At 70.8% G+C, this 25,699-nt stretch carries 26 protein-coding genes; 13 read left to right on the top strand and 13 right to left on the bottom strand.

What is annotated here, in order from left to right; all coding sequences use genetic code 11:
- The first annotated feature begins 67 nt into the window (after positions 1-67).
- A complete protein-coding gene (locus tag ABD346_RS10215; protein ID WP_344373929.1) occupies positions 68-1,321 on the top strand; it encodes an MFS transporter in 1,254 nt (417 codons plus the stop codon).
- 68 nt (positions 1,322-1,389) lie between these two features.
- Here the strand turns inward: ABD346_RS10215 and ABD346_RS10210 are convergent, their stop codons facing one another.
- Together ABD346_RS10210 and ABD346_RS10205 are read right to left on the bottom strand one after the other, a co-directional pair.
- Complete coding sequence (locus ABD346_RS10210) at positions 1,390-1,839, bottom strand: hypothetical protein (protein ID WP_344373928.1); 450 nt, start codon at positions 1,837-1,839, stop codon at positions 1,390-1,392.
- A 72-nt stretch (positions 1,840-1,911) separates the two neighbouring features.
- Entirely contained in the window at positions 1,912-2,775 is an 864-nt protein-coding gene (locus ABD346_RS10205) for a maleylpyruvate isomerase family mycothiol-dependent enzyme (RefSeq protein ID WP_344373927.1), read from the bottom strand.
- Between the two features lie 238 nt (positions 2,776-3,013).
- Here ABD346_RS10205 and ABD346_RS10200 point away from each other — a divergent pair, with 238 nt between their 5' ends.
- Positions 3,014-4,228, top strand: a complete 1,215-nt coding sequence (locus ABD346_RS10200; protein WP_344373926.1) for a PP2C family protein-serine/threonine phosphatase — start codon at positions 3,014-3,016, stop codon at positions 4,226-4,228.
- 57 nt (positions 4,229-4,285) lie between these two features.
- Entirely contained in the window at positions 4,286-5,053 is a 768-nt protein-coding gene (locus tag ABD346_RS10195; RefSeq protein WP_344373925.1) for a class I SAM-dependent methyltransferase, read from the top strand.
- Between the two features lie 20 nt (positions 5,054-5,073).
- Here ABD346_RS10195 and ABD346_RS10190 read toward each other — a convergent pair whose 3' ends face one another.
- Positions 5,074-5,412: a thioredoxin family protein gene (locus ABD346_RS10190; protein WP_344373923.1), complete on the bottom strand. Its 339-nt coding sequence runs from the start codon at positions 5,410-5,412 to the stop codon at positions 5,074-5,076.
- A 249-nt stretch (positions 5,413-5,661) separates the two neighbouring features.
- On the opposite strand from ABD346_RS10190, the gene ABD346_RS10185 reads away from it, so the two are divergent.
- Positions 5,662-6,726: a hypothetical protein gene (locus ABD346_RS10185; RefSeq protein WP_344373922.1), complete on the top strand. Its 1,065-nt coding sequence runs from the start codon at positions 5,662-5,664 to the stop codon at positions 6,724-6,726.
- A gap of 67 nt (positions 6,727-6,793) precedes the next feature.
- On the opposite strand, the gene ABD346_RS10180 is transcribed toward ABD346_RS10185, so the two are convergent.
- Both ABD346_RS10180 and ABD346_RS10175 read right to left on the bottom strand, forming a co-directional pair.
- Positions 6,794-7,588, bottom strand: a complete 795-nt coding sequence (locus tag ABD346_RS10180) for a phosphodiesterase (RefSeq protein ID WP_344373921.1) — start codon at positions 7,586-7,588, stop codon at positions 6,794-6,796.
- Between the two features lie 154 nt (positions 7,589-7,742).
- Positions 7,743-8,216: a hypothetical protein gene (locus ABD346_RS10175; protein ID WP_344373920.1), complete on the bottom strand. Its 474-nt coding sequence runs from the start codon at positions 8,214-8,216 to the stop codon at positions 7,743-7,745.
- 364 nt (positions 8,217-8,580) lie between these two features.
- Between ABD346_RS10175 and ABD346_RS10170 the strand changes: the two genes are divergently transcribed.
- Positions 8,581-9,282 (top strand): scabin-related ADP-ribosyltransferase, encoded by a 702-nt coding sequence (locus ABD346_RS10170; protein ID WP_344373919.1) that lies wholly within the window; start codon positions 8,581-8,583, stop codon positions 9,280-9,282.
- Between the two features lie 107 nt (positions 9,283-9,389).
- Here the strand turns inward: ABD346_RS10170 and ABD346_RS10165 are convergent, their stop codons facing one another.
- Positions 9,390-10,043, bottom strand: coding sequence for a class I SAM-dependent methyltransferase (locus ABD346_RS10165; protein WP_344373918.1), 654 nt, complete (start codon positions 10,041-10,043; stop codon positions 9,390-9,392).
- A gap of 331 nt (positions 10,044-10,374) precedes the next feature.
- Positions 10,375-10,704, bottom strand: coding sequence for a cupin domain-containing protein (locus tag ABD346_RS10160; protein WP_344373917.1), 330 nt, complete (start codon positions 10,702-10,704; stop codon positions 10,375-10,377).
- A 259-nt stretch (positions 10,705-10,963) separates the two neighbouring features.
- Here ABD346_RS10160 and ABD346_RS10155 point away from each other — a divergent pair, with 259 nt between their 5' ends.
- Positions 10,964-11,524, top strand: coding sequence for a uridine kinase family protein (locus ABD346_RS10155; RefSeq protein ID WP_344373916.1), 561 nt, complete (start codon positions 10,964-10,966; stop codon positions 11,522-11,524).
- 4 nt (positions 11,525-11,528) lie between these two features.
- Here the strand turns inward: ABD346_RS10155 and bla are convergent, their stop codons facing one another.
- On the bottom strand, positions 11,529-12,488 hold the full coding sequence (gene bla / locus ABD346_RS10150) for a class A beta-lactamase (protein WP_344373915.1): 960 nt from the start codon (positions 12,486-12,488) through the stop codon (positions 11,529-11,531).
- A gap of 377 nt (positions 12,489-12,865) precedes the next feature.
- Here bla and ABD346_RS10145 point away from each other — a divergent pair, with 377 nt between their 5' ends.
- The 3 genes from ABD346_RS10145 to ABD346_RS10135 all read left to right on the top strand — a co-directional run bounded on the left by ABD346_RS10145 (position 12,866) and on the right by ABD346_RS10135 (position 15,448).
- On the top strand, positions 12,866-13,498 hold the full coding sequence (locus ABD346_RS10145) for a DUF4956 domain-containing protein (protein WP_344373913.1): 633 nt from the start codon (positions 12,866-12,868) through the stop codon (positions 13,496-13,498).
- Positions 13,495-14,319 carry a polyphosphate polymerase domain-containing protein gene (locus ABD346_RS10140; RefSeq protein ID WP_344373912.1) on the top strand — a complete coding sequence of 275 codons (825 nt, stop codon included), beginning with the start codon at positions 13,495-13,497 and terminating at the stop codon, positions 14,317-14,319. The genes ABD346_RS10145 and ABD346_RS10140 overlap by 4 nt, the downstream gene beginning before the upstream one ends.
- A 154-nt stretch (positions 14,320-14,473) precedes the next feature.
- Complete coding sequence (locus tag ABD346_RS10135; RefSeq protein WP_344373911.1) at positions 14,474-15,448, top strand: trypsin-like serine peptidase; 975 nt, start codon at positions 14,474-14,476, stop codon at positions 15,446-15,448.
- A gap of 121 nt (positions 15,449-15,569) precedes the next feature.
- Here ABD346_RS10135 and ABD346_RS10130 read toward each other — a convergent pair whose 3' ends face one another.
- From ABD346_RS10130 to ABD346_RS10120, 3 genes are all read right to left on the bottom strand, one after another.
- Complete coding sequence (locus ABD346_RS10130; RefSeq protein ID WP_344374455.1) at positions 15,570-16,322, bottom strand: FAD:protein FMN transferase; 753 nt, start codon at positions 16,320-16,322, stop codon at positions 15,570-15,572.
- A gap of 97 nt (positions 16,323-16,419) precedes the next feature.
- Complete coding sequence (locus tag ABD346_RS10125) at positions 16,420-16,842, bottom strand: FMN-binding protein (RefSeq protein WP_344373910.1); 423 nt, start codon at positions 16,840-16,842, stop codon at positions 16,420-16,422.
- Positions 16,843-16,872: 30 nt separating this feature from the next.
- Positions 16,873-18,237 carry a ferredoxin reductase family protein gene (locus tag ABD346_RS10120; RefSeq protein WP_344373909.1) on the bottom strand — a complete coding sequence of 455 codons (1,365 nt, stop codon included), beginning with the start codon at positions 18,235-18,237 and terminating at the stop codon, positions 16,873-16,875.
- Between the two features lie 189 nt (positions 18,238-18,426).
- On the opposite strand from ABD346_RS10120, the gene ABD346_RS10115 reads away from it, so the two are divergent.
- Both ABD346_RS10115 and ABD346_RS10110 read left to right on the top strand, forming a co-directional pair.
- The gene (locus ABD346_RS10115) at positions 18,427-19,161 is read left to right on the top strand and encodes a response regulator transcription factor (protein WP_344373908.1); all 735 of its coding nucleotides are present in this window, start codon (positions 18,427-18,429) and stop codon (positions 19,159-19,161) included.
- On the top strand, positions 19,158-20,630 hold the full coding sequence (locus ABD346_RS10110) for a sensor histidine kinase (RefSeq protein ID WP_344373907.1): 1,473 nt from the start codon (positions 19,158-19,160) through the stop codon (positions 20,628-20,630). Before ABD346_RS10115 ends, ABD346_RS10110 begins: the two co-directional genes overlap by 4 nt.
- 73 nt (positions 20,631-20,703) lie before the next feature.
- Here ABD346_RS10110 and ABD346_RS10105 read toward each other — a convergent pair whose 3' ends face one another.
- Together ABD346_RS10105 and ABD346_RS10100 are read right to left on the bottom strand one after the other, a co-directional pair.
- A complete protein-coding gene (locus ABD346_RS10105) occupies positions 20,704-22,239 on the bottom strand; it encodes an LCP family protein (RefSeq protein WP_344373906.1) in 1,536 nt (511 codons plus the stop codon).
- Between the two features lie 76 nt (positions 22,240-22,315).
- Positions 22,316-22,567: a hypothetical protein gene (locus ABD346_RS10100; protein WP_344373905.1), complete on the bottom strand. Its 252-nt coding sequence runs from the start codon at positions 22,565-22,567 to the stop codon at positions 22,316-22,318.
- A 333-nt stretch (positions 22,568-22,900) separates the two neighbouring features.
- Here ABD346_RS10100 and ABD346_RS10095 point away from each other — a divergent pair, with 333 nt between their 5' ends.
- Positions 22,901-23,476, top strand: coding sequence for a TerD family protein (locus ABD346_RS10095; RefSeq protein WP_053726797.1), 576 nt, complete (start codon positions 22,901-22,903; stop codon positions 23,474-23,476).
- Between the two features lie 213 nt (positions 23,477-23,689).
- Positions 23,690-25,621: a glycoside hydrolase family 5 protein gene (locus ABD346_RS10090; protein WP_344373904.1), complete on the top strand. Its 1,932-nt coding sequence runs from the start codon at positions 23,690-23,692 to the stop codon at positions 25,619-25,621.
- Positions 25,622-25,699 lie beyond the last annotated feature (78 nt).

The raw sequence follows: 25,699 nt of genomic DNA, 5'->3' as shown, positions 1-25,699 counted from the left end.
TGGAGTAGTGGCCACACCCACCCCCGGCCACGCCACGTGGTGCGCCTCCACACACAGGACGGGAGCCATGTCCTCCACAGCGATCGCCACTTCCGACGAAGCCTCCGCACCACCGGCCCGTTCCGCGCTCCTGTCCTGGCTTGCCGTGCTGTCGGTGATGTTGGGGATCTTCTCGATCGTCACCACCGAGATCCTGCCCATCGGCCTGCTGACGTCGATCGGGTCGAGCTTCACCATCTCGGACGGCATGGCCGGCCTGACGATGACCATGCCGGGTTTCCTGGCCGCCCTTTCGGCGCCGCTGGTCACGGTCGCGACCGGGCGCATCGACCGCCGGCTGATGCTGGGCGCGTTCGTCCTCCTGCTGGCGCTGGCCAACTTCCTTGCCGCAGTGGCGTCGAGCTACTGGATGGTCCTGGTCTCACGCGTCATGGTCGGGGTCACCATCGGTGGGTTCTGGTCCATCGGTGCCGGCCTGGCCGGCCGTCTGGTGCCTGCGGAGTCGGTGGCCCGGGCGACCTCGGTGATCTTCGCGGCGGTGCCCCTCGGCTCGGTCGTAGGGGTGCCGCTGGGCACGTTGATCGGCGATCTCGCGGGCTGGCGGACGGCGTTCCTCGTCATGGGCCTCTTCGCCGTCGGGGTACTTGTGCTGCTGCTCCTGGTGCTTCCTCCGCTCCCTGCCACCCGCACGACCCGGTTGGATGTGCTCGGCGGCATGGTCCGGAGCGTCAACACTTGGTTCGCGCTGGGGATGACGTTCCTCGTCGTCCTCGCACACTTCGGCACCTACACCTATGTGGCGCCGTTTCTGGAGCGCGTGACACATGTGGGCTCCGACCACATCACAGTCTTCCTGCTCATCTACGGAGTGGCGGGCATCGCCGGCAACTTCCTCGGCGGGTCGTCCGTCGCGCGCCATCCCCGGGCCACTGTCGCGGCAGCCGCCGCGCTGATCGCCGCCGCCACCCTGCTGCTCCCGGTACTCGGCCGGTGGGAGCCGGGCGCGGTGGCTCTGCTGATCGTGTGGGGCGTCGGCTACGGGGCCGTGCCGGTCTGCTCGCAGACCTGGTTCTCGAAGGCCTCCCCCGAGGCGCCGGAGGCGTCCACCGTGCTGTTCACCGCGTCGTTCCAGGCCACGTTGTCCACCGGCGCGCTGGTCGGCGGCGTCGTGGTCGACCACGCATCGCCTTCGACGGTCATGACGACGGGGGGTGTGGCGGCCGTCCTGATGGTGCTCGTGGTGTGGGTCCACCACATGAGGAGGGTTACGTGGCCCGAGCCCCGGCAGGGGGCGCCGATGACGCCCAATTCCCTTGAATGAGAGCCGAGTTGACCAGTGACAAGCGGGGCATCGGGTCGGGTCATCAGGTCGAGCCGTCAAGTCATCGGTCAGGGCAGATCCGAGCGGCCCAGCCATGCGGGCTTCACCGGGACGCCGTCCGCGTACCGCGCCGGCGGAGCGGACGGCAGCGGGGGTGTCCGGGGCGGCACCGCGTCGGCGGGTTCCGGTTGCGGCTCAGGTTGCGGTTGCGGTTGCGGTTCTGGCTCACGCCTCGGCGTCGGCGCGGCGGAGTCCTCCAGCAGCTCGGCGACGGTGAACCGGGCGCTGTAGGACTGCCAGGAGCCGTCGATGACGAGCACGAAGCCGTCGCCGTCCCGGAAGAGCCGGCGCCGCTTCGGATTCCGTGGGTGCTCGGGCGTGAAGCGCCGGGCTCGGCCCTCCAACTCCGCGAGGGCTTCGTCGCGCGAGCCCTCCACATGTGTCAGCACGTACGCCTCCACATGCTTGCGATCCCCCGTACCCACCGTCATCTCGGCGATCAGCCCCCATGTCGGCACGAGCCACTCCTTTCCACTCCCGTAGGGTCGAGCACCGCAACCAGTGAAACCGGACGTCCCCCGTCGGCGCCCTCAGAACTCGGAGTTGGCGACCCAGCGCGCGAGCAGGTCCTCGTTCCCGGAGGTCTCGAAGGCGTCCGAAGTCCGGTCGAGGCGTCCGTACATGAGCAGCAGCAGATCCGCGGCGGCCCCTTCGACAGTGGCATCCGCCGGGTGGACGGCCTCGGGGTTCGTGGCCCCTGGGCCAGTGGCCCCGGCGTCCGCGGCAGGCACGAGCCCGAAGCCGTCGGGGCGCAGCCGGATCAGCCAGTCGCCGGCCCGGTCGGTGCAGCGGAAGCGCACGGTCTCGTCCTGGCCGCGCAGGTGCGCGGTCTTGGGCGCGAAGGACGCGGCGAACGGCAGGTTGACGAGGAATTCGTCGACCCCGTCGGCCGCGAGAGCGGGATCGACGACGGGTCGCAGGCCGACGGCGAGTTCCGCGTCGACGCGGTGCATCAGCGTCTCGAACAGCATCCGCCGCATCCAGAACCGGGCATGGGGATCGGCGCCCCACACCCACATCGGGGCGTCCGGGTCGGTGTCGGCGAAGGCTCGGGCCGCCACGTGCGAGCTGGCCGTCAGCCAGCCGGGGTAGCCGGCGTCGTCGGTCGGCAGGTCCAGTTCCGCGTCGCGGGTGAGAGGCCGTTCCTGGACGCGCTGACGCAGCAGCCAGGAGAACATGCGCTGCACGCTTCCGGTGTGCCTGATCAGGTCGACGAGCGTCCAGCCGGGGCAGCTCGGCACCGGCGCCGCCAGGTCCGCTCCCTCGACGACCGCCACGAACCCGGCGGTCTCCGTCATCACCGCCTCGCGGTGGATCTCCGGGGCGGAAACCCAGCGCGAGTCATGTGACCCGTCCATGCCCATGCCCACACCCATACCCGTGCCGCTGTCCATATGGCTGCACCTTTCCCTCTGCGGTTCTACGGTCAGACAGCCCGGGTCGGTGCGCGTCTCGGGCGCTCCTCCACGGTCTGTCCGGGATCAGTCTGCTCCGGGGGCGGTCTCCACGCGGACTCGGGGCACCTCTGCGGCACCTCTGCGGCACCTCCGCGGCACCTCTGCGGCAGTGTGCTCGGAGCACACTCGGCCAGGCGTGCTGTGTGGGGGTGGCGGTGCAGTGTATTCAGGAGTGATGGATCTTCAGGCGCTGCGCGCGGCCGGCCGACCCTCCCTGGCGAAGCGCCACGCACTGCTTGCCGTGCCGTTCGCGATGATCGCGCTCGTCACGGTGGGCGACGTGCTCGCCCCGCCCGACGTGCACCTCGGCCCGTTCCTGGCGGCGGCCCCCGCCGTCACGGCTTCCTTCCGGGGCCCCCGGGCCACGGGGTTCATCGGCGCGGTGGCCGTTCTGGCGCAGGTGGTCGTCGCGGCGGTGCGCAGCACGGTCACCGACCTCAACCACACCTTCCAGATCATCACGCTGGTCCTGATCTCGGTGTTCGTGACGCTGTTCGCCCATCTGCGGGAGGTGCACGAGAGGGAGCTGGTCCAGTTGCGTTCGGTCGCCGAGGCCGCGCAGCAGGTCGTGCTGCGGCCCCTGCGCGAGCGCCTCGGCCCGCTGCGCGTCGCGAGCGTGTACCTGGCCGCGGCGGCGGACGCGCAGATCGGCGGCGACCTGTACGCGGCCGCCCGGACCGCCCATGGCACGCGGCTCATCATCGGTGACGTACGCGGCAAGGGGCTTGAGGCGGTCGGGGACGCGGCTCTCGTCCTGGGCGCGTTCCGGGCCGCCGCCCACCAGGAGGCCGACCTCCCGGGTCTTGTCGACTACCTCGAACGGGCGGTCGCGCCGGACTTGGACCAGGGCCCCGGAGTGGGCCCCGACGACACTTCCAGCCGTGCCCCCGGCCCGGACCATGACGCCGCCCCACACTCCCGCTCGCTCTCCCCCTCCAACGACCCCAGCGAGGCGTTCATCACCGCGGCCGTGCTCGACATCCCCGACCTCGGCCAGGCCCTCCAGCTCGTGAACTGCGGCCATCCCCCGCCGCTCCTCCTGCGCGGCAACCGCGTGATCCCCCTGGAGGTGGACGAGCCGGCGCCGCCGCTCGGCCTGTCCGGCCTCGTGGAGTCCCAACTCGCCGTGCAGGGCTTCCCGTTCGAGCCCGGCGACATCCTGCTCCTCTACACCGACGGCGTTCTCGAAGCCCGCGACGAGGCGGGCGCGTTCTACCCGCTCGCGGAACGCGCCGCGGCCTGGAACGGCACCGGACCCCGCGCGCTGCTGAACCACCTGCGCGGCGACCTCCTCGCCCACACTCCCACCGGGACCCTGGACGACGACGCCGCGATGGTGGCCATCGAACGGCTCCGTCCACCCGCGCAGCAGGGTGCGGCCCACCCGTAGGGGCCCGATGATGGGGAAACCTGTGCAGCGTATGTATCCGAGAGGCGGGACCAGGCCATGCCGCAGGAACCAGCAGGCGAGCGGGCCTGGGCCGGGCGCGAGGGCGCGAGGGCTTTCGCGGCGGTGGACGCGGCCACCGACTGGCTGGTCGGCTATCCCTTCGTGTTCCGGGCGCTGGCCGAGAACAGCCCGGCGGGCGGGGCGCTCCTCGACTTCGGTTGCGGGCCCGGGCGCGTCGCCGACCATGCCGCCCGGCGGCTCGGCATGCGGATCATCGGCGTGGACGCCTCTCCGGAGATGCTCGTCCTGGCCCGCCAACAGGACACCCCGGGGGCCGAGTACCACCTGGTCACGGACGGCAGGGCGGACGAGTTGCCCGATGCCTGCGCGGACGCCGCGATGTGCAACCACGTCCTCGCGTCGCTGCCGGACGAGCAGACCGTCCTCGGCGTGTTCGGCGAGATCCACCGGCTGCTGCGGCCCGGAGCCCCGCTTGTCCTGCTGACGACGGACCCAGCGGGCAGCGGAATCGAGTACGCGTCCTTGCGGGTCGGCGATCCCGGCGTCACCTACCACCCCGGGCAGCCCATGACCGTACGTCTGCGTCGCACCGACGGCACCTGGCAGACCATGCCGAACCATGCCTGGCCCCCCGCCGCGATCTCCGGCCTCCTGGAACGCGCGGGGTTCACCACCACCGCACAGCACCACCCGACGCCGGACGAGGCGGAAGGCGTCGCCGACCCGGAGCACGCGCACAGCCGCGACTGGGCGGCCGAGCGCAGGCTGCCCCCGCTCGTGGTGACGGTCGCCACCAAGGCCTGAGCCGGGCCGCCCCGGGCTTCTCAGAGATTGCCGTCCAGGAATTCCATCAATGCGGGCCCGTCCATCGGACCGGCCTTCGTGGCCACCGCCTCCCCGCCCTTGATCAGGACGACGGTGGGCGCCCCGGTGACTCCGTAGCGCTGTACGGGGCCGGGGCACCGCGTCATGTCGACCTTGACGACGGTCAGGCGCCCCGCGTACGCCTCCGCGGCCTCCCCCACAACCCCGTCCGTCTCCTTGCACGCCTTGACGGCTTTCGGCCAGGTCCCGCAGAAGTACGCGAGCACCGGGCTGTCGGCCATGCCGAGGATGAAGTCGAACTCCTGGTTCTCCAGCGGTTGGTGGACCCTGCGGGCCATGGCACTCCTCGTGTTCCGAGCAGTACTCCGGTCGGTACTGCGATCAGCACGGTCACCTGTGCTACGGCTCCCATCATGACCCGCGCGGCCGGCACAGCCCGCCAGGACCCCGTTGTCAGGCGGCGTTCCGGGGGATCGGCCCACCGGCACAGGTCCGGTCGATCGACCGGCGAGGCGCACCGCCCGAGGGGCGCGCGGGGGGCGGATACTGGCGGCATTTCCGTACGCCGCGCGCCCGAGGAGCCGGTCATGGTCCTGCCTCCCCCGCCCTGCCGGCATCCGCCCGGCATCTTCGCCCGTCGTTCGGTGCTGCTCGGCACGGCGGCCTGGTGTGTGAGTGCCGTCGCGTGCTCGGGCGGGGCGAAGACGTCGTCGGCCGCCGCCACCTCTTCACCTGCCACGGGCTCGCGCACGCCGTCCGCCGCCGCGCCCGCGACCATGTCTCCGTCTGCCTCCGGGAGCCCTGGCTCCGGGCTGCCCCGGGCCGTGCCGTGGAGGCCGGGGGCCGGTGAGATCGAGCCGGCGGCCAAACTCGCCGCCGTCGAGCTCGTCGAGGCACTGGGTACGTGGCCTGCCGGGCAGGGCGGCGAGCAAGCGGCGGCGGACCGGGCCGCGGCCCTGGGCATCCCCGCTTCCTCGGCGTCTCGGCTGGCGGCCCAGGCAGGGGCGTTGATGCCGACGGCGGATGCGGCCGTCGTCCGGGTGATCGACGCCCAGTACGGCGGGATCCTGTCCGACACAGCGAGCGTTCTGGTGGTGTGCGACCAGCCCACCCTGACGGGTACGACCGTGGGGCCCGGCGGGACCACGGTCGACGTACGGCTCAGCCGCGGCTCGGCCGGCTGGCGTGTCACCGCCCTCCACCCCGCGGCACCCGGCCCGGCGAAACCACTGGAGCCGCCGGCACGGGAGGTGCTCGGCCAGTCCCGGATCGAGCTGCCGCCCGCCTCCGCCGCCGACATCCACAGCGGCGCCGTGCACGACAGCGTGCTGCGCGCGATGCTCCAACTGGCGGGCACCTACCGGCTGTCGGTCAGCGTCGTACGCTCCGGGCATCCGCTGGATGTGTTCGGCACCGATCGCCCCAGCGACCATCCACTCGGCCGGGCTTTCGACGTATGGCGCATCGACGGCCACCCCGTCGTCGATCCGGCGACCTCCCGCAGCCTGATCACCGCCTTCATGCGGGCCGCGGCGGCAGCCGGTTCGTACAACGTCGGCGGCCCCGTGCAGGTGACGGGCGGCGCCACGGCGAACCAGTTCTTCTCCGACAACACCCACCACGACCACGTTCATGTGGGGTTCACCCTCTGACGCCGCCGCTTCACTCGATCAGGGCCGTGGTTCCGGTCATGGGCCGGGGGGCCATGTGGCGGTCCTGTCATCGGCCGTTCGACCATGTGGCCACTGGGGCGGCGGCATGGCTGACGGAGACGGTGTGGGTGACCCACATGGGTCCGGCACCCATATGGAGCAGGAAAGAGGTGGGTTCGGCCAGGTAGTTGGGGATCTCGCCGCGCAGGGCGAGGCCACTCTGGAGGTATGTGCTGGGGGCAACGGCCAGGGTGCTGCCCGCGAAGGCGGCGGTGACGGACCGGTGGACATGGCCCGCGAGGACCCGCGCGACGTGCGGATGCCTCCCGACCACCTCGGCCAGGCCGTCGCCGTCGGCCAGCCGCATCGCGTCCAGGAAAGGGATCCCGACGGGGATCGGCGGATGGTGCAGGCAGACGAGCGCGGGCATGTCGGGTCGGCGGGCAAGTGCCGCATCGAGCCAGGCCAGTTGGGCTGTCCCCACGTGGCCACCGGGTGATCCCGGCACCTTCGTGTCCAGAACGACGACGGTGAAGGCGGGGTGGTCCACCACATAGTGCGTCTCGTGTGTGTGGCCCAGGAATGTGGTGCCACCGAAGGCGTCCCGGAGGGCTTCTGGGCCGTCGTGGTTGCCCGCGACAAGATGCAGCGGCAACGGGAACCCGCCGATGACTTCCCGCAGTACCGCGTACTCCTCGGGGCGGCCGCGGTCGACGAGATCGCCCGTGATGATCACAGCGTCCGGCTGCGGATCGAGCGCGAGGACACGGCCGAGCGTACGGCTCAGGGCCTCGGCCGGGGCGCCGGCCAGCGCGCCGGATGCGATGTGCGGATCACTGAGGTGAGCGATGGCCAGGGTCATCCCCGCACGCTTCACCATCGCCTCCCTGGGCCACAACCGATCACGCTCAGGGCGAAAGCCCGCGCCCCATGCAGCCGTACGCCGTCGCCCAGTTGGCCCTATGTGCCTCTCGTGCACCGTGGCCGCTCGCCGCCGGCCCACTTCACCAAACCTGCTACGCGGCGAACAACGATCGGAGGTGCTTGCCATTGACCAGGGCCGCGACGGCGATCAACAGGACGCCGCAGAGAGCCTGTTCGGCCTTCATCCACACGGGGAACGCACCTGGCAGCGCGATGATCGCGGCGATGGCCACGGCCATCACGCCGGTGATGACCCGGAGCCGGCGATACGCCGAACGCGAGCCGCGAGCCGCACGGATGGCGCACAGGTACGTGACCAACGCACTGGCGACGACGATGGTTCCGCGCACCCATACGGCCGAGTTCACGTCCGCGGAGTCGTTACGGAGGAGCACGATGGCCACCAGGGTGAGCACGCTGATGCCGAGGTATCCCCCGACAAGAAGCTTCGTACCGCGGAAGGCCGCCAGGCTGCGCGGATGGTTCAGACGTTCCGGGGAAACGGGGACGGGCGCGGCTGCGGCCGCTGAGGCAGAGGCGGAGTGCGTGCTTTGGGCGGCGTTCATGATGGTCCCTTCTCGGTGACTGTCCGGTCCTGGCGATGAGTGGCGGCCGGGGCCTTGGGGCACCGCACCATTGCACCCCCGGGTACGCCCCCTCATCCGGCCAGACCCAGTGTCCACCCCGCCCGCCGCCCATCCATCGCCCCCGCGGACGAAGCCCGGTCGACGCGGCCTCGGGGAGCGGTGAGGGAGGTCCCGTAATGGAGCCCGGACTCGAACCCCTACGGCCGGGGGCGGGCAGGGTCGCGCGGGACCGGTACGACAGTTTCCTCCGTGGGGGTGACCACTGGCCCATTCCCCCCGCTTCATGATCCGCGCCCGCTACAAAGGGACCTGTCCTGTTCATCAACAGATGGGCTGTTCCTGCATGTTGAGCACCGCTCTGCGCGTCCTCGCCGCCACGTCCCTGGCCGCCGCCTCGCTGACCGTCGCCGCTCCCGCCGACGCGACCGTCCGGGAGGCCACGACGGCACGGGCGCAAGCCCCCGACACCGGGCCCTGCGGGCCAGTCGACCGGTTCCACCCGTCGGACTGGTGGCGCACCACCACATCCCCGTCCATCGCACCGGCCGTCCGGCACGCGGCGCAGGACGAGAACTGGCAGTGGCGCGACGACGCCAACACGCTCTGGCGGGGTGACACGCGGGACAATGTGCAGCAGCTTTTCGACGACGGCTTCACCCCGCGAGGCGGGACGGTCACTCCTCTGGCCGAGTACATCGTCAAGGGCGGCGGCCAGAACACCGCGCATGTCAGCACGAGTTGTGAGAAGTGGGTGGCGGAGAAGTTCGCCACATACGGTGCGGCGAAGACGGGATGGGTCTACGAGATCGAGGCTCCGGGTGGCATCGACGTGAACGCCACGGCCCACCTCAACGGGTATCAGTCCCCGTACCTGTGGAACAAGGAGATCGACTTCCCCGGCGGGATCAAGGGGAGTTACATCAAGCAGGCCTGCAAGTACCGCCTCCTCAAAACCGATCCGGACTCCAAGGTCAACACGTACGAGAACCTGGGCTGCAGGACCAACGACCACTTCGAGCCCGCCTTGGCTGCTGCCGCGCGCTGAACAGGGGGAGGGGGCGGCGGGTAGCACCCGAAGGAGCTCCTGAATGCCCTGGCGGGGTGGCCGGGCGAGAACCTCGCCGCCCGGCCACCCCGCGCCACCCTCAAGAACTACGCTTCCGCCTTGCGGGCCAAAAGGCAGGCGTGGCGTCGCTTCACCGGACCGTCCGGCTCCTGCTCCATGCGGACGGCGACGACGAAACCGGCCTCCCGCAACAGCTCGGCCGTGCGGTCCAGCGGCAGGAAGTAGGACTCGTACGACACCGGGCGGTCGAAGGCCTGCGTCCGGCACACATGCTCATAGTCGCCCATGTAGTCCCCCCACATGAGGTGACCACCGGGGGCGAGGGTGCGGTGGAACTCGGCGAACACTGACGGCAACCGCTCGGGCGGTGTGTGGTGTGTGGAGTAGTAGGCGAGGATCCCCGCGAGCTCATGGTCGGGGATGTCCAGCGCGGTCATCGAACCCTCCATGAACCGCAGCTCCGGATGGGCCTCCCGGGCCAGCTCGACCATCCTCGGCGACAGGTCCACGCCGAACGCGGAAAGCCCGAGCAGGGTCAGATGTGCCGTCACCCGGCCGGGCCCGCACCCGACGTCCGCGACCGGTCCCCCGCCGGTGCCCCGTACGAGCTCGGCGAAGGTGTTCAGCATCCCGCGTGACAGCGGGTCCAGCTCCGCCGGGGTGATGACGCGCTCGGCATAGACGTCGGCGATGTTGTCGTACGACTCCCGGATGGCGGCCAGGTAGGCGGGCTCGGTCATGCGGCGACTCCAGACGAGAGCGATGCGGCACCGGTACCGACCAGCGCCTGGACGCACCCTTCGGCGAGGGCGTGGACGGCCTGCACGCGTGGATGTTCGCCGCGATGCGGGACCTCGTCGAAGGCAGGACCGGCATCGACGTCGACTTCGTCGCGCGCAGCGAGGAGAGTATCGGGGCCACCATCATGAGCCGCAACATGTTCGGCCCTGACCAGCTCCGCGACCCGTCACCCATGCGTTCTGGTACGCCGCTGACACGCATGAGGGCGCGTATCGGGACCTGGATCGGGATATATGTGGGAGGCGCACATAGGGAGCGGATTGCGTTGGGTCAGGTCATCGCCACGGTCAGCAGGAACGCCGAGTCCTCCAGCGCCTCCACGGTGTGCGCCGTGCCGGGCACGGCCAGCAGGTCGCCGTCCCGGCCCTCCCAGGCGTCGTCCCCGGCGACGAGACGGATCCGGCCGGACCACACGAGGAGCGTGGCCTCTCCCCCGAGCCCGTGTTCGCCGAGCGTGTTCCCCGCGGTCAGCGCCATGACCGTCTGCCGCAGTACCCGCTCGTGCCCGCCGATCACCGTGGACGCGCTGCGCCCGGCCCCGGCGTCCCGGGCCGCCTTCAGCTGAGCGCGGGCGATTGCTTCCAGGGAGAACTTCTCCATGCCTTGCTCTCACTTCCTTGTGCGAAGGGTGCCGCGTGTGAGGGGCACCGCGCCACGGGGGGTACGTACCAGGCCGACCTTGGCAGAACCGTGCGTCGGCGGCACGCCGGGACGCGCCGGGAGGCGGTTCGGGCTGCGGCCACCGGCGGGAGCCACGCTCGCCGCCCCGCCGCACACAAGCCCCCGTGCGATCATCGGCCGGGTGACGAAGGGGGAGGGCCGGGTGCGACCGGCCGTCGCGACGAGCGGGGAGAGTGGGATGCTCCTGACATTGACCGGAGGCGCGGGCGCGGGCAAGACGACGCTGGCCGCGGCACTGGTGGAGACCGCGCCCCACGCCCCCGTACGGGTCCTGCATGGCGACGACTACTACTTCTCCACCCCGGATCGCGGGACATGGACGCCCGACGAAGCGGGGACTCCACGCCTGGACGTCGGCGATCCCCGTTCGATGGACACCGAGCGCCTCGGCCGCGACGCGGAAGCCGCCCTGGCAGCCGCCGCATACGTCATCGTCGACGGCATGTTTGCCCACCACATAGCCCCGGGGCTTCCGCACGCCCGCTTCGATGTGTTCGTCGACCTGCCGGCCGACCTGCGTCTGGCGCGCAAGATCCGGCGTACATGCCTGAGCGAGGGATTCCCCCTCGACGTGCTCCTGCGGAACTACGTCGAGCACCGCCGGGACGCCCACACGCGCCACGTCGAGCCGGTGCGCCACGTCTGCGACCTGGTGGTCGATGCCACCCTGGATCCACATGTCTTGGCTCGGGAAGTGTGGGCGGCCATCATCAACAGGGCTGCCACACACAGCAGTTGATCCCTCAGCCGGTCTGCTCCACACCGAGGCCACGCACCAGCGTCGAAGCCGTGCTCGCGACCACCGCGTCCTCCGCGGCGGCGTGGGGGGTCGTGTGGTTGGTGTAGATCGCGATGATCACCGGCTGACCGGACTTCGGCCAGGCCACGGCGACGTCGTTGGCGGATCCGTAGGCGTCGCTGGTGCCCGTCTTGTCGCCGACGGTCCAGTCCTTGGGCAGCCCGGCCCGGATGCGCGCGTCGCCCGTGACGGTGGCGCGGAGCCAGCCGTTCAACCGGTCCCGGTCAGCGGGGACCAGGCCGCTGCCGAGGGAAGTCCTGGCGAGGTTGCGGCCCATGGCGGCGGGGGTCGTGGTGTCACGCCGCTCACCGGGCTTCCAGTCGTTCAACTCGGGCTCCCAGCGGTCCAGTCGGGAGACGGGGTCACCGAGGGAGCGGTAGTAGCGGGTCAGCCCCTGGGGGCCGCCGATCCGGCCGAGCAGCAGGTTGCCCGCCGTGTTGTCGCTCCGGGTGACGGCCGCACGGCAGAGTTCGGCCACCGTCATGCCCTTGTCCCCCTTGCCCTCGGTGGCAGGGGAGTTCGGGACCTCGTCGCTCTTCTTCCAGTGGAGGACCTTGTCCATCAGTCCCGGCTCCGAGCGCCGCGCCTTGTCGAGGACGGCGGCACACACCATGGCCTTGAAGGTGGACAGGGACGGGAACTTCTCGTTGGCCCGGTAGCTGACGGTCCGCCCGGTGGCGGTGTCGAGGGCGTACGCGCCGATCCGTATGTGGTGTGTCGTCTCAAGGCGGCTCAGCTCGTCCGCGACGTCATGTGTGCCGCCCAGATGAAACGGCGCCGGCGCCGACGGGGTTTGCGTGGTGGTCCGGTCCTGCGCCTCGGCCGCCTGCACCGTGGACGCGGTGCCGGTGGTGAAGACCGCGAGGGCGAGCAGCGCGGCGGGCCACTTGGTACGGGAAGGCACAGGTGACCGGCGGATGGAGGCAAAGCGTGTCGTGTTGTCTCGCATGGCTCCAGCAGAACAGGAGCGGGCCGCCTCCGTCCAAGAGCCGTCCCGGGAATGCGGCCATAGCGATCTGCCTATGGCACCTGGTGCGGGTGGTTACCTGGCAGATACCCAGGGTCCCGAACACGGTGCGGAATCGCCACCCGGCGAGAGGCTCGCAAGAGGGCCGAACGGGACAGCCGAGATGCCGTATTGGCCAATGATCACTCGAATTCATCAATGATCCGTTGGATTTACTGACAAGTTGGCGAACGTTCACCCTGCGGCCTCCTAGAGTCTTGGTTCTCTTCCCGTCCACACACGTACGGACTCGTACGCACTCAGGAAGCGGAGCCATGGATTCACTACGCCATCTCGCTGCCCATCTGGGGCTCGACCTCAGTGCCATCTGCCTGCTCACCTTCGCGATCTACTATCCGAGGCACCGGCGGCGCGACCTGGTACCGGCGTATCTCGCCCTGAACGTCGCCCTGTTCACCATCGTCGCGGCGCTCGCCGAAGTGGGCGGCAGCGGCGGGATGGCACTCGGCTTCGGTCTTTTCGGAGTCCTCTCGATCATCCGGCTGCGCTCCGACGCGGTCCAGCACGAGGAAGTGGCCTACTACTTCACCACCCTGGTCCTCGGCCTCATCTGCGGTCTGCCGCACCTCGGATTCGCTCTGGCCGCGGCGCTCAGCGCCGTTCTGCTCCTTGTCGTCTACGCGGCGGACCATCCGCGCCTGTTCGCCCGCGCCCGGCGCACCGTCATAACGCTCGACACCGTGCACACCGACCCCGCCGCCCTGCGGGCCGACCTCGCTCGTCGCCTGGGCGAGCCCCTGCACTGGACGGTCATGGAGATCGACTTCGTACGGGACCTGATGGTCGTCGACGTCCGCTATCGCGAGCCCGAGCCTAGGCCGGCCGGGCAGCAGACCGGTTCTGCCGAGGCCCTGCGTCCGGCCGCACCCGCGCTGGACTCCGTATGACCATCGAGACAGCGGCTCCGCCGGCCGCGGAAGCCGTACGGGCCATCAACGAGGCCGCGTACGCAGCCGACCCGATCTCGCTGGGCGAGCTGAACGAGCGGTCCTCGCTGCTCACACGGTTCGACCGCAGCTATCTCGTGCCTGCCGACACCTTCCTGCGGGTGGTCGGCCGGCTCACCGAGCCCCGCCGTCCCGGCGGGGCGTTCCGGGCGCTGGCCATCGACGGCCGCCGCGCCTTCCGCTACCACTCGGTCTACTACGACACCCCGGGGCTGCGCTCCTTCCACGACCACCGCCAGGGCCGCCGCCTGCGCTTCAAGATCCGCGAACGCGTCTACGAGGACAGCGGAGAGCGGCAATTCGAGATCAAGCTCAAGGGCGCCCGCGGCGACACCGTCAAACACCGCTGCCCCCTGACCGGCGAGGACACCCCGCTCGGCACCGCGCAGCAGGCGTTCCTCGCCGACACTCTGAGACACGCCTACGCGATCGACGCGCCCACCGTGCTGCGGCCCTCGCTGTCCACCGACTATCTCCGGTCGACCTTCGTGGCCGACGGGCAGCGCATCACGTGTGATGCCGGGCTCGTGTGCGTCGATCTGCGGACGGACCGCATGGTGCGCTGCGACAGTGGTCTCGTACTCGTCGAGACGAAGTCCGCGGAGCATCTCACCGAGGCGGACCGGCTGTTGCACGCCCACCGGGTGCGGCCCGCCGTGTTCACCAAGTACTGCGGCGCGTTCGCCGTGCTGCGTCCCACGCTGCCCGCCAATCGGTGGCGGCGCGCCGCACGGCAGGCGTTCGGCCCGCTGCCCGATTGACGGCCCATATGGCTGAAAGCCATACCGACCGTTGGCAATGGGTGGGGGCACCACGTCACCGACGCGCCGCGCCCGGGCAACTTGGGGCACTTCTGCCCGCAACCGCGCCAGCCGTATGGTGAGCCGTCATATGTGTCCGGACCGAGGGGTACTGATGGTGCGTAAGGACAGGATCATCCGACAGGCCACCGCGATCACGGCCGCCCTGCTGTTGTCCGCCGGGGCCGGCCCGGCAGCGTTCGCCGCGGACGCCCCGACCCCGCCCAACCCGGACGCGGCCGAGCTGAGCGCCTACTGGACGCCGGCCCGCATGACGGCCGCGCTGCCCGACGCCACGGACCGGGGTGGTGCCCTGGGGGCCGGCACCAACTCGCCCGCCGTGGACGGGCCCCGGCCCGGCGAGTTCATCCCGCCGAGCAGGAGCTTCGACGGCATCCCGCAGGCCGGCACGTTCTTCTGGACCGACGCCTCGGGTACGGGGCGTACGTGCAGCGGATCGGTGGTGCGCAGCCCCGGCCGCAATCTGGTCCTCAGCGCCGGGCACTGCCTGAAGGGGTACTCCGGCACCTCCCCCAAGCGCCACCTGGCATTCGTGCCGCAGTACCACGACGGGCTCACACCCTTCGGCATCTTCCCCGTCAAGGACAACGGTGTGTACGTCCCCCAGGAGTACTACGACCGGGGCGAACACGCCGGCGCCGCCTACGACTTCGGGTTCGCCGTCACCGAGCCCAACCAGGACGGGAAGCCTCTCCAGGATGCGGCCGGCGCGGTCCAGTTGATCGTCGAGTCGGGGTATGCGCACGCCCCGGTGCGGATGATCGGCTACCCCGGGGGCGCGCAGAAGCCGATCGAGTGTCTGAGCTGGACCACCAAGTGGGTCAGTGACGACCCGGCCGACCCGGGCACCTTCGATCGCATCGCGTGTGACGCCTTCGTGGGCGGGACCAGCGGCGGCCCGATGCTGGTGGCGCGGCCCGGCGGGTGGGCGGTGATCGGGGTCATCGGCGGCTACCACACCGGCGGCAATACCCCGCAGGTCTCCTATAGCGCGTACTTCGGTGCCGCCACCAAGGCTCTGTACCAGGCCGCGACCACGGGTGCTCCGCCGGCCGGACCCTCCTCCTGATGACGGTCGCCCCGCGCGATGTGCGGGACAGCGACCTGCCCGCCTTCTGGGAACAGCTCTCCGACCCGGAGGCAGCGTCGGCCCGGACCAGTGGGTTGCGACGCCATGTCTTCACGGCACATCAACCACCTTGATGTGTGGGCGAGTTGTCGTGTCGGGCGGCGGGAAAGTGGTCGCTCTCCCACACCGTGCCCGCCGTGGTCACCAGCAACGTCTCGTACCCGCTGTGGGCCCGGGTCCAGGTCCGGGTCGGGGCGTCCCCCATGGCGAAGAGGGCGGTGGCGTATGCATCGACCTCGGTGAGGTGGCGCCCGGTCACGGTGACCGATGCGAGGCTGGTGGCAGGCAGCCCGGTGTGTGGGTCGAGGATGTGGTGGCCGCGTTCGGCGGTACCGGAGGTGGCGACGGCGAGGTCTCGGCCGACGACGACGGTCAGGAGATGGCCGGGGCGCAAGGGGTGCGCGATGCCGATGCGCCATGCGCTGCCGGGGGTCGGTTCGCCCCTGAGCTGAAGGTCGCCGCCGCCGTTGACGCATGTGTTCCGGGCCCCGGCGTCGTACAGGATCTGTGAGGCATGTTCGGTGGCCCAGCCCTTGACCAGCCCGGAGGGGTCGAGTCGGCCGCCGGGGGTGTGGCTGAACCAGCCGTCTGTCGTGACGGCGGCCCTCTCGCAGAGGGTGAGCACTTCGGCCACTTCGGGCGGGCAGTCGCTCACGCCCATGTAGCCCCGCGCCATACGGCTGATGGCGCTGTCGGGCCGGTAGGTGGAGAAGACGGCGTCCACGTGGTGCAGCCAGGCGACGGCCTCGGCCAGGGCGTCGCGGACCTCGGGGGTGGGCCGGTCACGTATGTCGAAGGAGAAGACGGTGCCCATGACGTGTTCGGCATGGCGAAGGCTGCCGGCCGCGCGGGGCGGGTGCAACCCTTCGGCCGGACCGGTCGAGTGCGGCGCCTCTGCCGCCCTGGTCATGTCACTCACCGCCCTTGTCCAATGCGCTCTGCAGGGACTGGATGTAGCCCTCGCTGGTGTAGCTCGCGCCCGATACGGCGTCGATCCGGGCGTTCTGCGCGCCGAGCGCCTCCTCGTTCAGGCGGGGCACGGCGCGTGCGGCGATCTCCTGATCGCGCCCCCGCTCGCTGGGCACCTGGAGGACGTGGACGGCGGTGAGTCGCCCCTTGTCGAGGGTGACCGACACCTGGACCGGCCCGTACCGGGTGTCGATGGCGTCCCCGGTGAAGTCGCCGGTACGGGTGCCGGTGGCCGCCGTCGCCGGTGTCGAGGTGGTCGGCCGGGGTGCGGACACGGCGGGCGGATGGCTCTGGTGGGGCTTGAGGGAAAGCAACAGGACCACACCCGCGGCGGTCGACAGGGTGGTGACGGCGACTCGGCGCACGGCGGGTCTCCTCTGGTTTCGGGTCGCGCATCAGAACGCGAAGGACTCGTGGTGGATGCGGCGGCGCTGCACTCCCGCGTCGCGCAGGGCTCCCAGCGCCGCGTCGGTCATGCCGGGCGGGCCGCAGAGGTACACGTCCCGGTCCCTCAGGTCGGGCACGTACCGGAGCAGGGCCGCAGCCGTCAGCGGCAGGCAGTGGGCGGCCGGTTCGTCGACCGAGTAGAGGATCCGTGCGCCGCGGGCCGCCGCGAGGGCGTCGAGTTCGCCGCGCAGCGCGAGGTCCTCGGGGCGGCGGGCCCGGTAGATGAGGGTGATGTCGCCGGGCAGGGTCTCCAGGAGCGTGCGCAGCGGGGTGATGCCGACGCCGCCGCCCAGGAGCAGCGTCCTGGTCGTGGTGCGGCGGGCCGCGGTGAAGCCGCCGTAGGGGCCTTCGGCCCACACACGGGTGCCGGGGGCCAGTGTGGCGAGGGCGGCGCTGTGGGTACCGACGGCCTTCACGGTGATGCGCAGGTGGCGGTGGTGAGCGGGGGCGGAGAGCGAGTACGGGTTGGCGGCCCACCACAGGCCGGGAGCGAGGAAGCGCCAGCGGAAGAACTGCCCGGGTTCCGCGCCGAGTTCGTCGAGGTGCTCGCCGGCGAGGTGGACGGACACGACGCCGGGGGCTTCGCCGCGGACCTCGGCGACGCGCAGACGGTGGCGCATTCCGCGGCGGACGGGGACGACGAAGCGGTACCACAGGAGCAGTGCGGCGATGCCGAGGTACATCGCGTACCAGGCGAGCTGGGCAGGCCGGTTGCCGACGAAGTCGGCGCCGTTGGAGAGCTGGTGCCCGAAGACGAGGAAGACCGCGAGGTACGTCGCGAAGTGGAGATAGTGCCAGGTCTCGTAGCGCATCCTGCGGCGGGCGGCGCGCGCGGAGACGATGCCGGTGCCCACGAGGAGCAGGAATCCGGCGGTGCCCTTCAGCAGGTCGGGGTAGTGCAGCACGAGGGTGGTGGTCTGGTTCACCACGTTCGCGTGCGAGGTGACCGCGTAGCCCCAGATGATCAGCAGGGTGTGGGTGAGGGCGAGCGAGAGGGTGTAGCGGCCGCCCATGGCGTGCCAGCGGGCCAGGCGGTCGGTGCCCACACCCCTGTCCAGTACGGGGATGCGGGCCATGAGGGCGAGCAGGACCGCGCAGGCGTATCCGGCGAGGAGGCCGGTGATGCGGCCCCCGTCGGTCAGCCATCCACCCATGCCGACGACCGATGTGGTGTCGCTCCACCACAGACCGAGGACCCCTGCGGCGCCGCTCCAGATGAGGGTCTGGGCGGCGACGGGTATCCAGGCGGTGCCGCGCGGTGCGGCGTACGGGACGCGCGCGCCGGGTCGGCTGTCGTAGAGGCTGGCGGCCATCCGGCCCCCTTTCCGGGCTCGGACCATGTGGTCCGGCACCATGTGGGCGGTGCGCGGCCAGCCTCACCCCGGCACTTCTGAGTTCCCTCTGAAAGGGGGGCCCGGAGTCGGATCCACAGGTGATTCAGAGGAAACTCAGAGGTGTCCGCCACCCCGTCCTCGGGCGTCCCGGGGGATGCTGGAAGCACCATGGAAAACCCTTCACCACCTGCTGTGCTCCGCAGGTCCGACGGCAGTCCCGTCCGGATCCTCGTCGTGGACGACGAGCCCGATCTGACGGAGGTCCTGTCCGGCGCCCTGCGCTCGGAGGGCTGGGACGTCCGCTCGGCCGCCGACGGTTCGAGCGCTCTCAGCACCGCGGCCGCCTTCCGTCCCGACGCGGTGGTCCTGGACTGGATGCTGCCGGACCTGGACGGGCTGCACGTGCTGCGCGAGATGCGGGCCGGCCTGCCGGACGTCTGTGTCCTGTTCCTGACGGCGCGCGACTCCGTCGAGGACCGCATCGCGGGCATCACCGCGGGCGGCGACGACTATGTCACCAAGCCGTTCAGCCTGGAGGAGGTACTGGCCCGGCTGCGCGGGCTGCTGCGCCGGGCGGGCATGGCACGCGAGCCGGGCGGGAACCGCCTGGTGGTCGGCGATCTCGTGATGGACGAGGACGCGATGGAGGTCAGCCGGGCGGGCCGGCTCGTGGACCTGTCCCGCACCGAGTTCGAGCTGCTGCGCTTCCTCATGCGCAATCCGCGCCGGGTGCTGTCCAAGGACCAGATCCTGGACCGGGTCTGGTCGTACGACTTCGGCGGCCGCGCTCACATCGTCGAGCTGTACATCAGCTATCTGCGCAAGAAGATCGACGCGGGCCGGGTGCCGCTGATCCACACGGTGCGCGGCGTCGGCTACGTGCTGAAGCCCGACCCCTCATGAAACGGCCTGATCTCCCCCGCCTGATCAAACAGCGACGCCTCGCGCGGCGGCCCGGTCTCCCCCGCACGTTGCGGGCCCGCCTCACGGCCGGGCTCCTCCTGCTCCTTGCCCTGGCGTGTCTCGCGGTCGGGGTGACGTCCGTGCTCGCCCTCGAGGGGTTCCTGGTCAGCCGCCTGGACCAGCAGCTCAGCGCGTCCGGCGGCCGGTTCGCGGCCAGTCTCGAACACGACGAGAAGCCCGACGCCGACAACCAGCCGGACACCCGCGGCCAGTCGAACGGCACGTTCGGCGCCCGGCTGCTGCGCGGCGAGACCACCCAGGCCGCCGTGGTGCGCGCCCAGACCGACTCCGCCGTGGCGCTCACCGACGCGGACCGCGCCGCGCTCGCGGCGGTGCCGGTCGACGGGCGGGGCCACGGCATCCGGCTGTCGACGCTGCGCCGCTACCGCGTTGTCGCGGTGCCGGGCGACGACGGCGATGTGCTGATCACGGGGCTCCCGCTGGAGGTGGTGGAGGAGACCCTGCACCGCCTGGAGGTCGTCGAAGCCGTCGTGTTCGGTGCCACCCTCACGGCCACCGGATTCGCCGGAGCGCTGTGGGTACGGCTCTCGCTGCGGCCCCTGCGCAGGATGGCGGCCACCGCGACCGAGGTCACCCGACTCCCCCTGGCCAGCGGGGAGATCGCGATGCCCGCCCCGGTTCCCGACACCGATCCGCGTACGGAGGTCGGCCAGGTGGGCGCTGCGCTCAACCACATGCTGGGCCACGTCGGGGACGCGCTGGCCCAGCGGCAGGCCGGCGAGGAGCGGCTGCGTCACTTCGCCGCCGACGCCAGCCATGAGCTCCGCACCCCGGTCGCCACCGTGCGCGCCCACGCCGAACTGGCCCTGCGCCACCGCGGCCCCGTGCCCGGCGAGGTACGGCACGCGCTGGAGCGGATCCAGTCCGAGACGCAGCGCATGACCGGCCTGGTCGACGACCTGCTGCTGCTCGCGCGCCTGGACGCGGGCCGCCCCCTCGCGCGCGAGCCGGTCGACCTGACCCGGCTCGCCCTTGACGCGATCGGCGACGCGCGGGCCGCGGCGCCCGGTCACCGCTGGCTGCTCGACCTGCCGGAGGAGCCCGTCACGGTGACCGGCGACGAACACCGCCTCCACCAGGTCATCGCCAACCTCCTCACCAACGCCCGCACCCACACCCCTCCAGGCACCGAGATCACCCTCGGTCTCGGTGAAACCGGCACGGGAGCACGCGAGTTGAGCGTGGCGGACACCGGCCCGGGCATCCCGAAGGATCTGCTGCCCGAGGTGTTCCAGCGCTTCACGCGGGCCGGCCACAACCGCGCCGTATCGGCGGGCTCCGGTCTCGGCCTGGCCATCGTGCTCGCGGTCGTCCAGGCCCACGGGGGAACCGTCGACGTCACCAGCCGCCCGGGCCACACCGCCTTCCGGGTGACTCTGCCGCGGTGATGCAGAACGGACCTGCATGACGTGGCGTCAAATAACTGCTGCACGAGCCCACTTGGGGACTGCCGCACCCGCCTCAGCCGTACGAGAGGTTGGAGCAGACGTCGTCGTCGGCCGAGCGGGCGGTTCCGGCCACGCCGGTGGGCAGGGCGGTGGGTGCGGGCGATGCGGTGGTGGCGGACGATGCGGAGGGCTGTGGGGCGTCGGCGTAGGTCCGGCCGAGGATGACGTTGATTCCGGGCGCCGCGGCCGAGGTCACTTCCGCGCCGGGGAAGACCTGGGCTGCCTTCTCGGCCTGGTCCCGCTGGCCGGGTCCGTATTCGATGACCGTCTTGGTCTGCGTACGGACCATGGCCGGGGTGGTTCCGGTGACGGTGAAGCCGTGCTGCTTGAGTGCGTCCGCGGCGCGGGCGGCGAGACCGGTGACGGTGGTGCCGTCGTAGACCGCGACGGAGATGCCCGTGCCCATGGCTGCCGCGCCGCCGCTCGGCGAGGGAGAGGTCGCGCCGACCTGCTCGCTCTGGTGATTGCCCGCGTCCTGACCGTCGAGAGTGCGGTCGGCCTTGAGCGCGGCCCACAGCGCTTCGGCGTCGGGGTGGACGATGGCGACCCGCTCGCCCTGGTAGCGCCACGGCAGGGTGATGAACTTCGTGTTGTGCAGATCCATGTCGCGCAGCGACATGGCGAATGAGATCAGCTTGTCGGCGGAGCCGAGGCCGGGGTCCACGGTGAGGGACTGCGTGGCGGCGTCCGCGAGCGGAAACAGCTTGGTGGGGGTCAGGCCGTCGCTCTTGACCTTCTTGATGAGCGAGGCGACGAAGGCCTGCTGGCGTTGTATCCGGCCTATGTCGGAGCCGTCGCCCATGCCGTGCCGGATGCGTACGTAGTCCAGGGCCTTCTGGCCGGAGACGGTCTGCGGGCCCTTGGCGAAGATCTGGTCCCCACGGGTGGTGCGGTTGGGGTTGAGGTCCCGCTGGTAGATGTCCTGGGGCAGACAGACCTGGACGCCGCCGACGGCCTCGGTCATCCTCGCGAACCCCTTGAAGTCGACGACCATGGTGTGGTCCACGCGAAGCCCGGTCAGCTTCTCCACGGTGTTCTGGGTACAGGCGGGGTTGCCCTTGGCGCTCTCGCCCACCGAGTAGGCCGCGTTGAACATGGTGTTGGTCCGCGGCCTGGTCCAACTGCCGTCGGGCAGTTTGCAGGGCGGGATCTCGACCAGGGTGTCGCGCGGTATGGAGACGGCGACGGCGTGCTTGTGGTCGGCGTACACATGCAGCAGGAAGGCTGTGTCGGAGCGCCCTATGTCGCTCTTGTCGCCGCCGCCGAGTTCGTCGTTGCCGCCGATGCGCGCGTCCGTGCCGATGACCAGGACGTTCGTGCCCTGGGTCGAGGCCGGCGGGCGGTCGCCGGAGATCCCGTCCGCGTTGAATGTGTCGATGTTCCCGTCGAGCCGCATATAGGCCCAGCCCACACCTGCCGCCACCAGGACGAGCAGGGCCAGCGTGATGCTCAGGCCCAGCCGTACCCCTCTGTGCTTGCGCTGCCGCCGTCTCACCTCGGACCCACCGCGTGCCCCCGACCCCTCTTGACCGCCCCGACCGCCTGCCATGCGCGCGCTCCCCAGTGCTTCCGGCACACCCCGAAGGGGATGAACCGCCCCCACCCAATAGTACTGGCGTGCCCCCTCAGGGGCTGGCGCCGTCGAATCCGTAACGCAAGGGCTCTTCATGGCTGCGGTGGTCGCGGCGGTACACATACACCGCCTCGGCACGCACCCCCGGCGCCGGCGACTCCCATGCGCAGGAGTACGTCACCTGCACCACCGGCGGGCGACCCCTGACGTACATGCGCAGCCCGTCCGCGGGGCCACCCGCCAGCACGGCGACTTCCCTGCGCATCTCCGTCCCCGCGTCCACGGCACCCGTCCCCACATCCATGCAGTCACTTTAAAGCTTGCGCAACCATTGAACTATGGTGAGGTCCGTCACGCGACGAGCGCAACACCTCGCATCGGGCGCCATCGGGTACGCACGGCATCCGGGCGGCTTCCACGCCCACTTGGCACGGGGCGTTGCACAACGCGGCCGGATGTTCGCGCACCTCGCCGCGCTCGGCGCACCGCCTGGCCTCCCGGCTTCGCGGGCACATGGCCGGCACGCATCGCCGGCAGTGATCCACATTTCAGGGATTGCGCAATCATGGAACCGTAGCCGCGTTCCGGGCGTTGTAATCGGAGGACGGAACCGGCAGCACAACCACGGAGGAAGAACATGGGCGTGAGCCTGGCCAAGGGCGGCAATGTCTCGCTGAGCAAGGAAGCCCCCGGGCTGACGGCCGTCACGGTCGGCCTGGGCTGGGACGTGCGGACGACCACCGGCACGGACCACGACCTCGACGCGAGCGCACTGCTGTGCAACGAGAGCGGCAAGGTGCTCTCCGACAGCCACTTCGTCTTCTACAACAACCTGACCAGCCCGGACGGTTCGGTCCAGCACACCGGCGACAACCTCACCGGCGAGGGCGAGGGGGACGACGAGACGATCAACATCGACCTCACCGCGGTCCCCGGCCCGGTCTCGAAGATCGTCTTCCCGGTCTCGATCCACGACGCACAGGCGCGCGGCCAGAGTTTCGGCCAGGTGCGCAACGCCTACATCCGCGTGATCAACCAGGCGGGCGGTGCCGAACTGGCCCGCTACGACCTGAGCGAGGACGCCTCGACCGAGACCGCGATGGTCTTCGGCGAGCTCTACCGGCACGGCGCCGAGTGGAAGTTCCGCGCCGTCGGCCAGGGTTACGCATCCGGACTCGCGGGCATCGCCTCCGACTACGGCGTCAACGTCTGACCACTCGGCCTCACACCCCACCCGGCCACAAACCCCGCCCCGCCGACACCCCTTGCCCTGGGGAGCGGCGGGGCGCTCTTGGTGATTCCTTTACCACGCAGCCCGTTGTACCCGGCGGTAACAGCACTCCATGCTGCTGTCGGCCGGCCACATCCGATGTCCGCCGACCGCCCCAACCCGGCTTCCAGGGCGGTCACTTGAGACGGAGTACGGATGTTCCGGCTACTGCCGCGCTGCACCCTGGCCCTGGCCGCGCTTGTCAGTCTGCTCGTCGGCACTCCCGCGGGCGCGGCCCCGCAGGGGAGCCCCGGGACGGCGACCGCCGCGGGCCCGGCTCAGCAGAGGACCGAGCCGCTCGCCGAGTCCTGGACCGGGCCGCTCTCCACCCGGGGCCGCTACATCGTCGACGCGACCGGCGCCCGCTTCAAACTCAGGTCCGCCAACTGGGGTGGTGCACAAGGCAGTTGGACCGGCTCCGGTGCGATCGACGACCCCGCCAACCATCATGCGGGCGAGGACTCGTACAACATGCCCGTGGGCATCGACCGGGTGCCGATCGCCGCCCTCCTTGCCGACTTCCACCGCCTGGGCATCAACAGTGTGCGGCTCCCCTTCTCCAACGCGCTCATCCACAACACCACCCCCGTCCCGGACGCAGCGGTCGCCGCCAACCCACAGCTCCGCGGCAGCACCCCGCTCCAGGTGTACGACGCCGTCGTGTCCGCCCTCACCGGGGACGGCTTCGCCGTCATCCTCAACAACCACACCAACACGGCGCGTTGGTGTTGCGGCCTCGACGGCAACGAACGCTGGAACACCTCGCAGTCGACCGCCCAGTGGGTGGATGACTGGGCGTTCATGGCGGGCCGCTACCGGGACAACAAGCGGGTGGTCGGGGCCGACCTGTACAACGAGGTGCGGCGCAACATATGGGACGACCCCAACTGGGGCAACGGCGACGACCATGACTGGTTCACCGCCGCACAGCAGGCGGCCGACCGCATCCTGACCACGGCGGATCCGGATCTGCTGGTCGTCATCGAGGGAATCAACTGGACCGGCATCCCGGCCGACGGTCTCCCCCACGGCCGCCCCACCCTCACCCCCGCCCGCACCCTCTCGCACACCCTGCTGCGGTCCGGGAAACTGGTGTATTCGGCGCACTTCTACGGCTTCACCGGCCCCAACCACTCGGGCGCGTACGGCACCGGAGAGACCCACGACCCGCGCTACCAGGACCTGTCCCGTGACGACCTGTACGACGCACTGCGCCAGGAGGCGTTCTTCGTCACCGACGAGGGCCGGCACTACACGGCGCCGCTGTGGGTCAGCGAGTTCGGCACCGGCGCATCGGAGACGGACCCCAAGGCGCGCGCCTGGTTCGCCCATTTCACGGACTACCTCACCGCGAACGACACGGACTTCGGGTACTGGCCGCTGGTCGGCCTGCGCGGACCGGCCGGCCAGGGCGACGACTTCGCCCTGCTGCGATACGACAGCGACGGGCACCGATCCGGACTCCTCGACGGGACGGACTGGCGTGCGGCGGGCTGGGCGAACCTGCTCAACTCCCCTTCCCGAACCGGCCGGATCGCGACACCGGCCCGCTGGAACATGCTGGACCTCGACCATGCGGACGCCGTACGTTCGCTGCGCGTCGCGGCCCTCGGCGACTGGGATCCGGGGGCCCGCAAGGGTGTCTGCCCCGATGGCCAGCGGCTCATCGGCCTGGCGCACGGGGGCGGCCGCGGGCTGTGCACCGACGCGGGTGCGGGCGACCTGCGCGCGGCGGGTGACACCTACACCGTCGTGCGCGACGAGCGGTACGTGACCCACGGCGACTGGGCCGGCGGTTTCACGAAGCTGGAGTGCCCGGCAGGCCAGTTCCTGACCGGCTACAGCGTGCGCGGCGAGGCGACGGCTTCGGCCCTGTGCGTTCCCGCCCGCGGCTCTCTCGGGACAGCCGGGCGCACCGTCTGGTTCGACCGGGGCGACAACCGCCCGGCCGGTTCCCCCGGCGGGGAATTCGCGTACGGCCAATACAAGGGGCAGTGCGGCCAGGGGGAATACGCTGCCGGAATCGCCTTCACCGGGCGCGTCGGAGCCTCCCCGGCGCCGGCCGCCCTGCTGTGCCGCGCCCTGTAGGCACCCGCTTTGGTCCGATGATCACGGTTCTGGCGCGAGCGGGTGAAGCGGTCGTGCACCGCCTCGACGTGGCACCTC

It is taken from the genome of Streptomyces mauvecolor (assembly GCF_039532965.1).
In the GTDB taxonomy this organism is placed as follows: domain Bacteria; phylum Actinomycetota; class Actinomycetes; order Streptomycetales; family Streptomycetaceae; genus Streptomyces; species Streptomyces violascens.
The sequence above is the reverse complement of the archived record's forward strand: the minus strand, read 5'-3'. Positions and strand labels throughout refer to the sequence as shown.

Coding starts and splice junctions, on each gene's coding strand:
- ABD346_RS10215 (WP_344373929.1), top strand. CDS start 68: ATGTCCTCCACAGCGATCGCCACTTCCGACGAAGCCTCCGCACCACCG.
- ABD346_RS10205 (WP_344373927.1), bottom strand. CDS start 2,775: ATGGACAGCGGCACGGGTATGGGTGTGGGCATGGGCATGGACGGGTCA.
- ABD346_RS10200 (WP_344373926.1), top strand. CDS start 3,014: ATGGATCTTCAGGCGCTGCGCGCGGCCGGCCGACCCTCCCTGGCGAAG.
- ABD346_RS10195 (WP_344373925.1), top strand. CDS start 4,286: ATGCCGCAGGAACCAGCAGGCGAGCGGGCCTGGGCCGGGCGCGAGGGC.
- ABD346_RS10190 (WP_344373923.1), bottom strand. CDS start 5,412: ATGGCCCGCAGGGTCCACCAACCGCTGGAGAACCAGGAGTTCGACTTC.
- ABD346_RS10185 (WP_344373922.1), top strand. CDS start 5,662: ATGGTCCTGCCTCCCCCGCCCTGCCGGCATCCGCCCGGCATCTTCGCC.
- ABD346_RS10180 (WP_344373921.1), bottom strand. CDS start 7,588: ATGACCCTGGCCATCGCTCACCTCAGTGATCCGCACATCGCATCCGGC.
- ABD346_RS10175 (WP_344373920.1), bottom strand. CDS start 8,216: ATGAACGCCGCCCAAAGCACGCACTCCGCCTCTGCCTCAGCGGCCGCA.
- ABD346_RS10170 (WP_344373919.1), top strand. CDS start 8,581: ATGTTGAGCACCGCTCTGCGCGTCCTCGCCGCCACGTCCCTGGCCGCC.
- ABD346_RS10165 (WP_344373918.1), bottom strand. CDS start 10,043: ATGACCGAGCCCGCCTACCTGGCCGCCATCCGGGAGTCGTACGACAAC.
- ABD346_RS10160 (WP_344373917.1), bottom strand. CDS start 10,704: ATGGAGAAGTTCTCCCTGGAAGCAATCGCCCGCGCTCAGCTGAAGGCG.
- ABD346_RS10155 (WP_344373916.1), top strand. CDS start 10,964: ATGCTCCTGACATTGACCGGAGGCGCGGGCGCGGGCAAGACGACGCTG.
- ABD346_RS10145 (WP_344373913.1), top strand. CDS start 12,866: ATGGATTCACTACGCCATCTCGCTGCCCATCTGGGGCTCGACCTCAGT.
- ABD346_RS10140 (WP_344373912.1), top strand. CDS start 13,495: ATGACCATCGAGACAGCGGCTCCGCCGGCCGCGGAAGCCGTACGGGCC.
- ABD346_RS10135 (WP_344373911.1), top strand. CDS start 14,474: ATGGTGCGTAAGGACAGGATCATCCGACAGGCCACCGCGATCACGGCC.
- ABD346_RS10130 (WP_344374455.1), bottom strand. CDS start 16,322: ATGGGCACCGTCTTCTCCTTCGACATACGTGACCGGCCCACCCCCGAG.
- ABD346_RS10120 (WP_344373909.1), bottom strand. CDS start 18,237: ATGGCCGCCAGCCTCTACGACAGCCGACCCGGCGCGCGCGTCCCGTAC.
- ABD346_RS10115 (WP_344373908.1), top strand. CDS start 18,427: ATGGAAAACCCTTCACCACCTGCTGTGCTCCGCAGGTCCGACGGCAGT.
- ABD346_RS10110 (WP_344373907.1), top strand. CDS start 19,158: ATGAAACGGCCTGATCTCCCCCGCCTGATCAAACAGCGACGCCTCGCG.
- ABD346_RS10105 (WP_344373906.1), bottom strand. CDS start 22,239: ATGGCAGGCGGTCGGGGCGGTCAAGAGGGGTCGGGGGCACGCGGTGGG.
- ABD346_RS10100 (WP_344373905.1), bottom strand. CDS start 22,567: ATGGATGTGGGGACGGGTGCCGTGGACGCGGGGACGGAGATGCGCAGG.
- ABD346_RS10095 (WP_053726797.1), top strand. CDS start 22,901: ATGGGCGTGAGCCTGGCCAAGGGCGGCAATGTCTCGCTGAGCAAGGAA.
- ABD346_RS10090 (WP_344373904.1), top strand. CDS start 23,690: ATGTTCCGGCTACTGCCGCGCTGCACCCTGGCCCTGGCCGCGCTTGTC.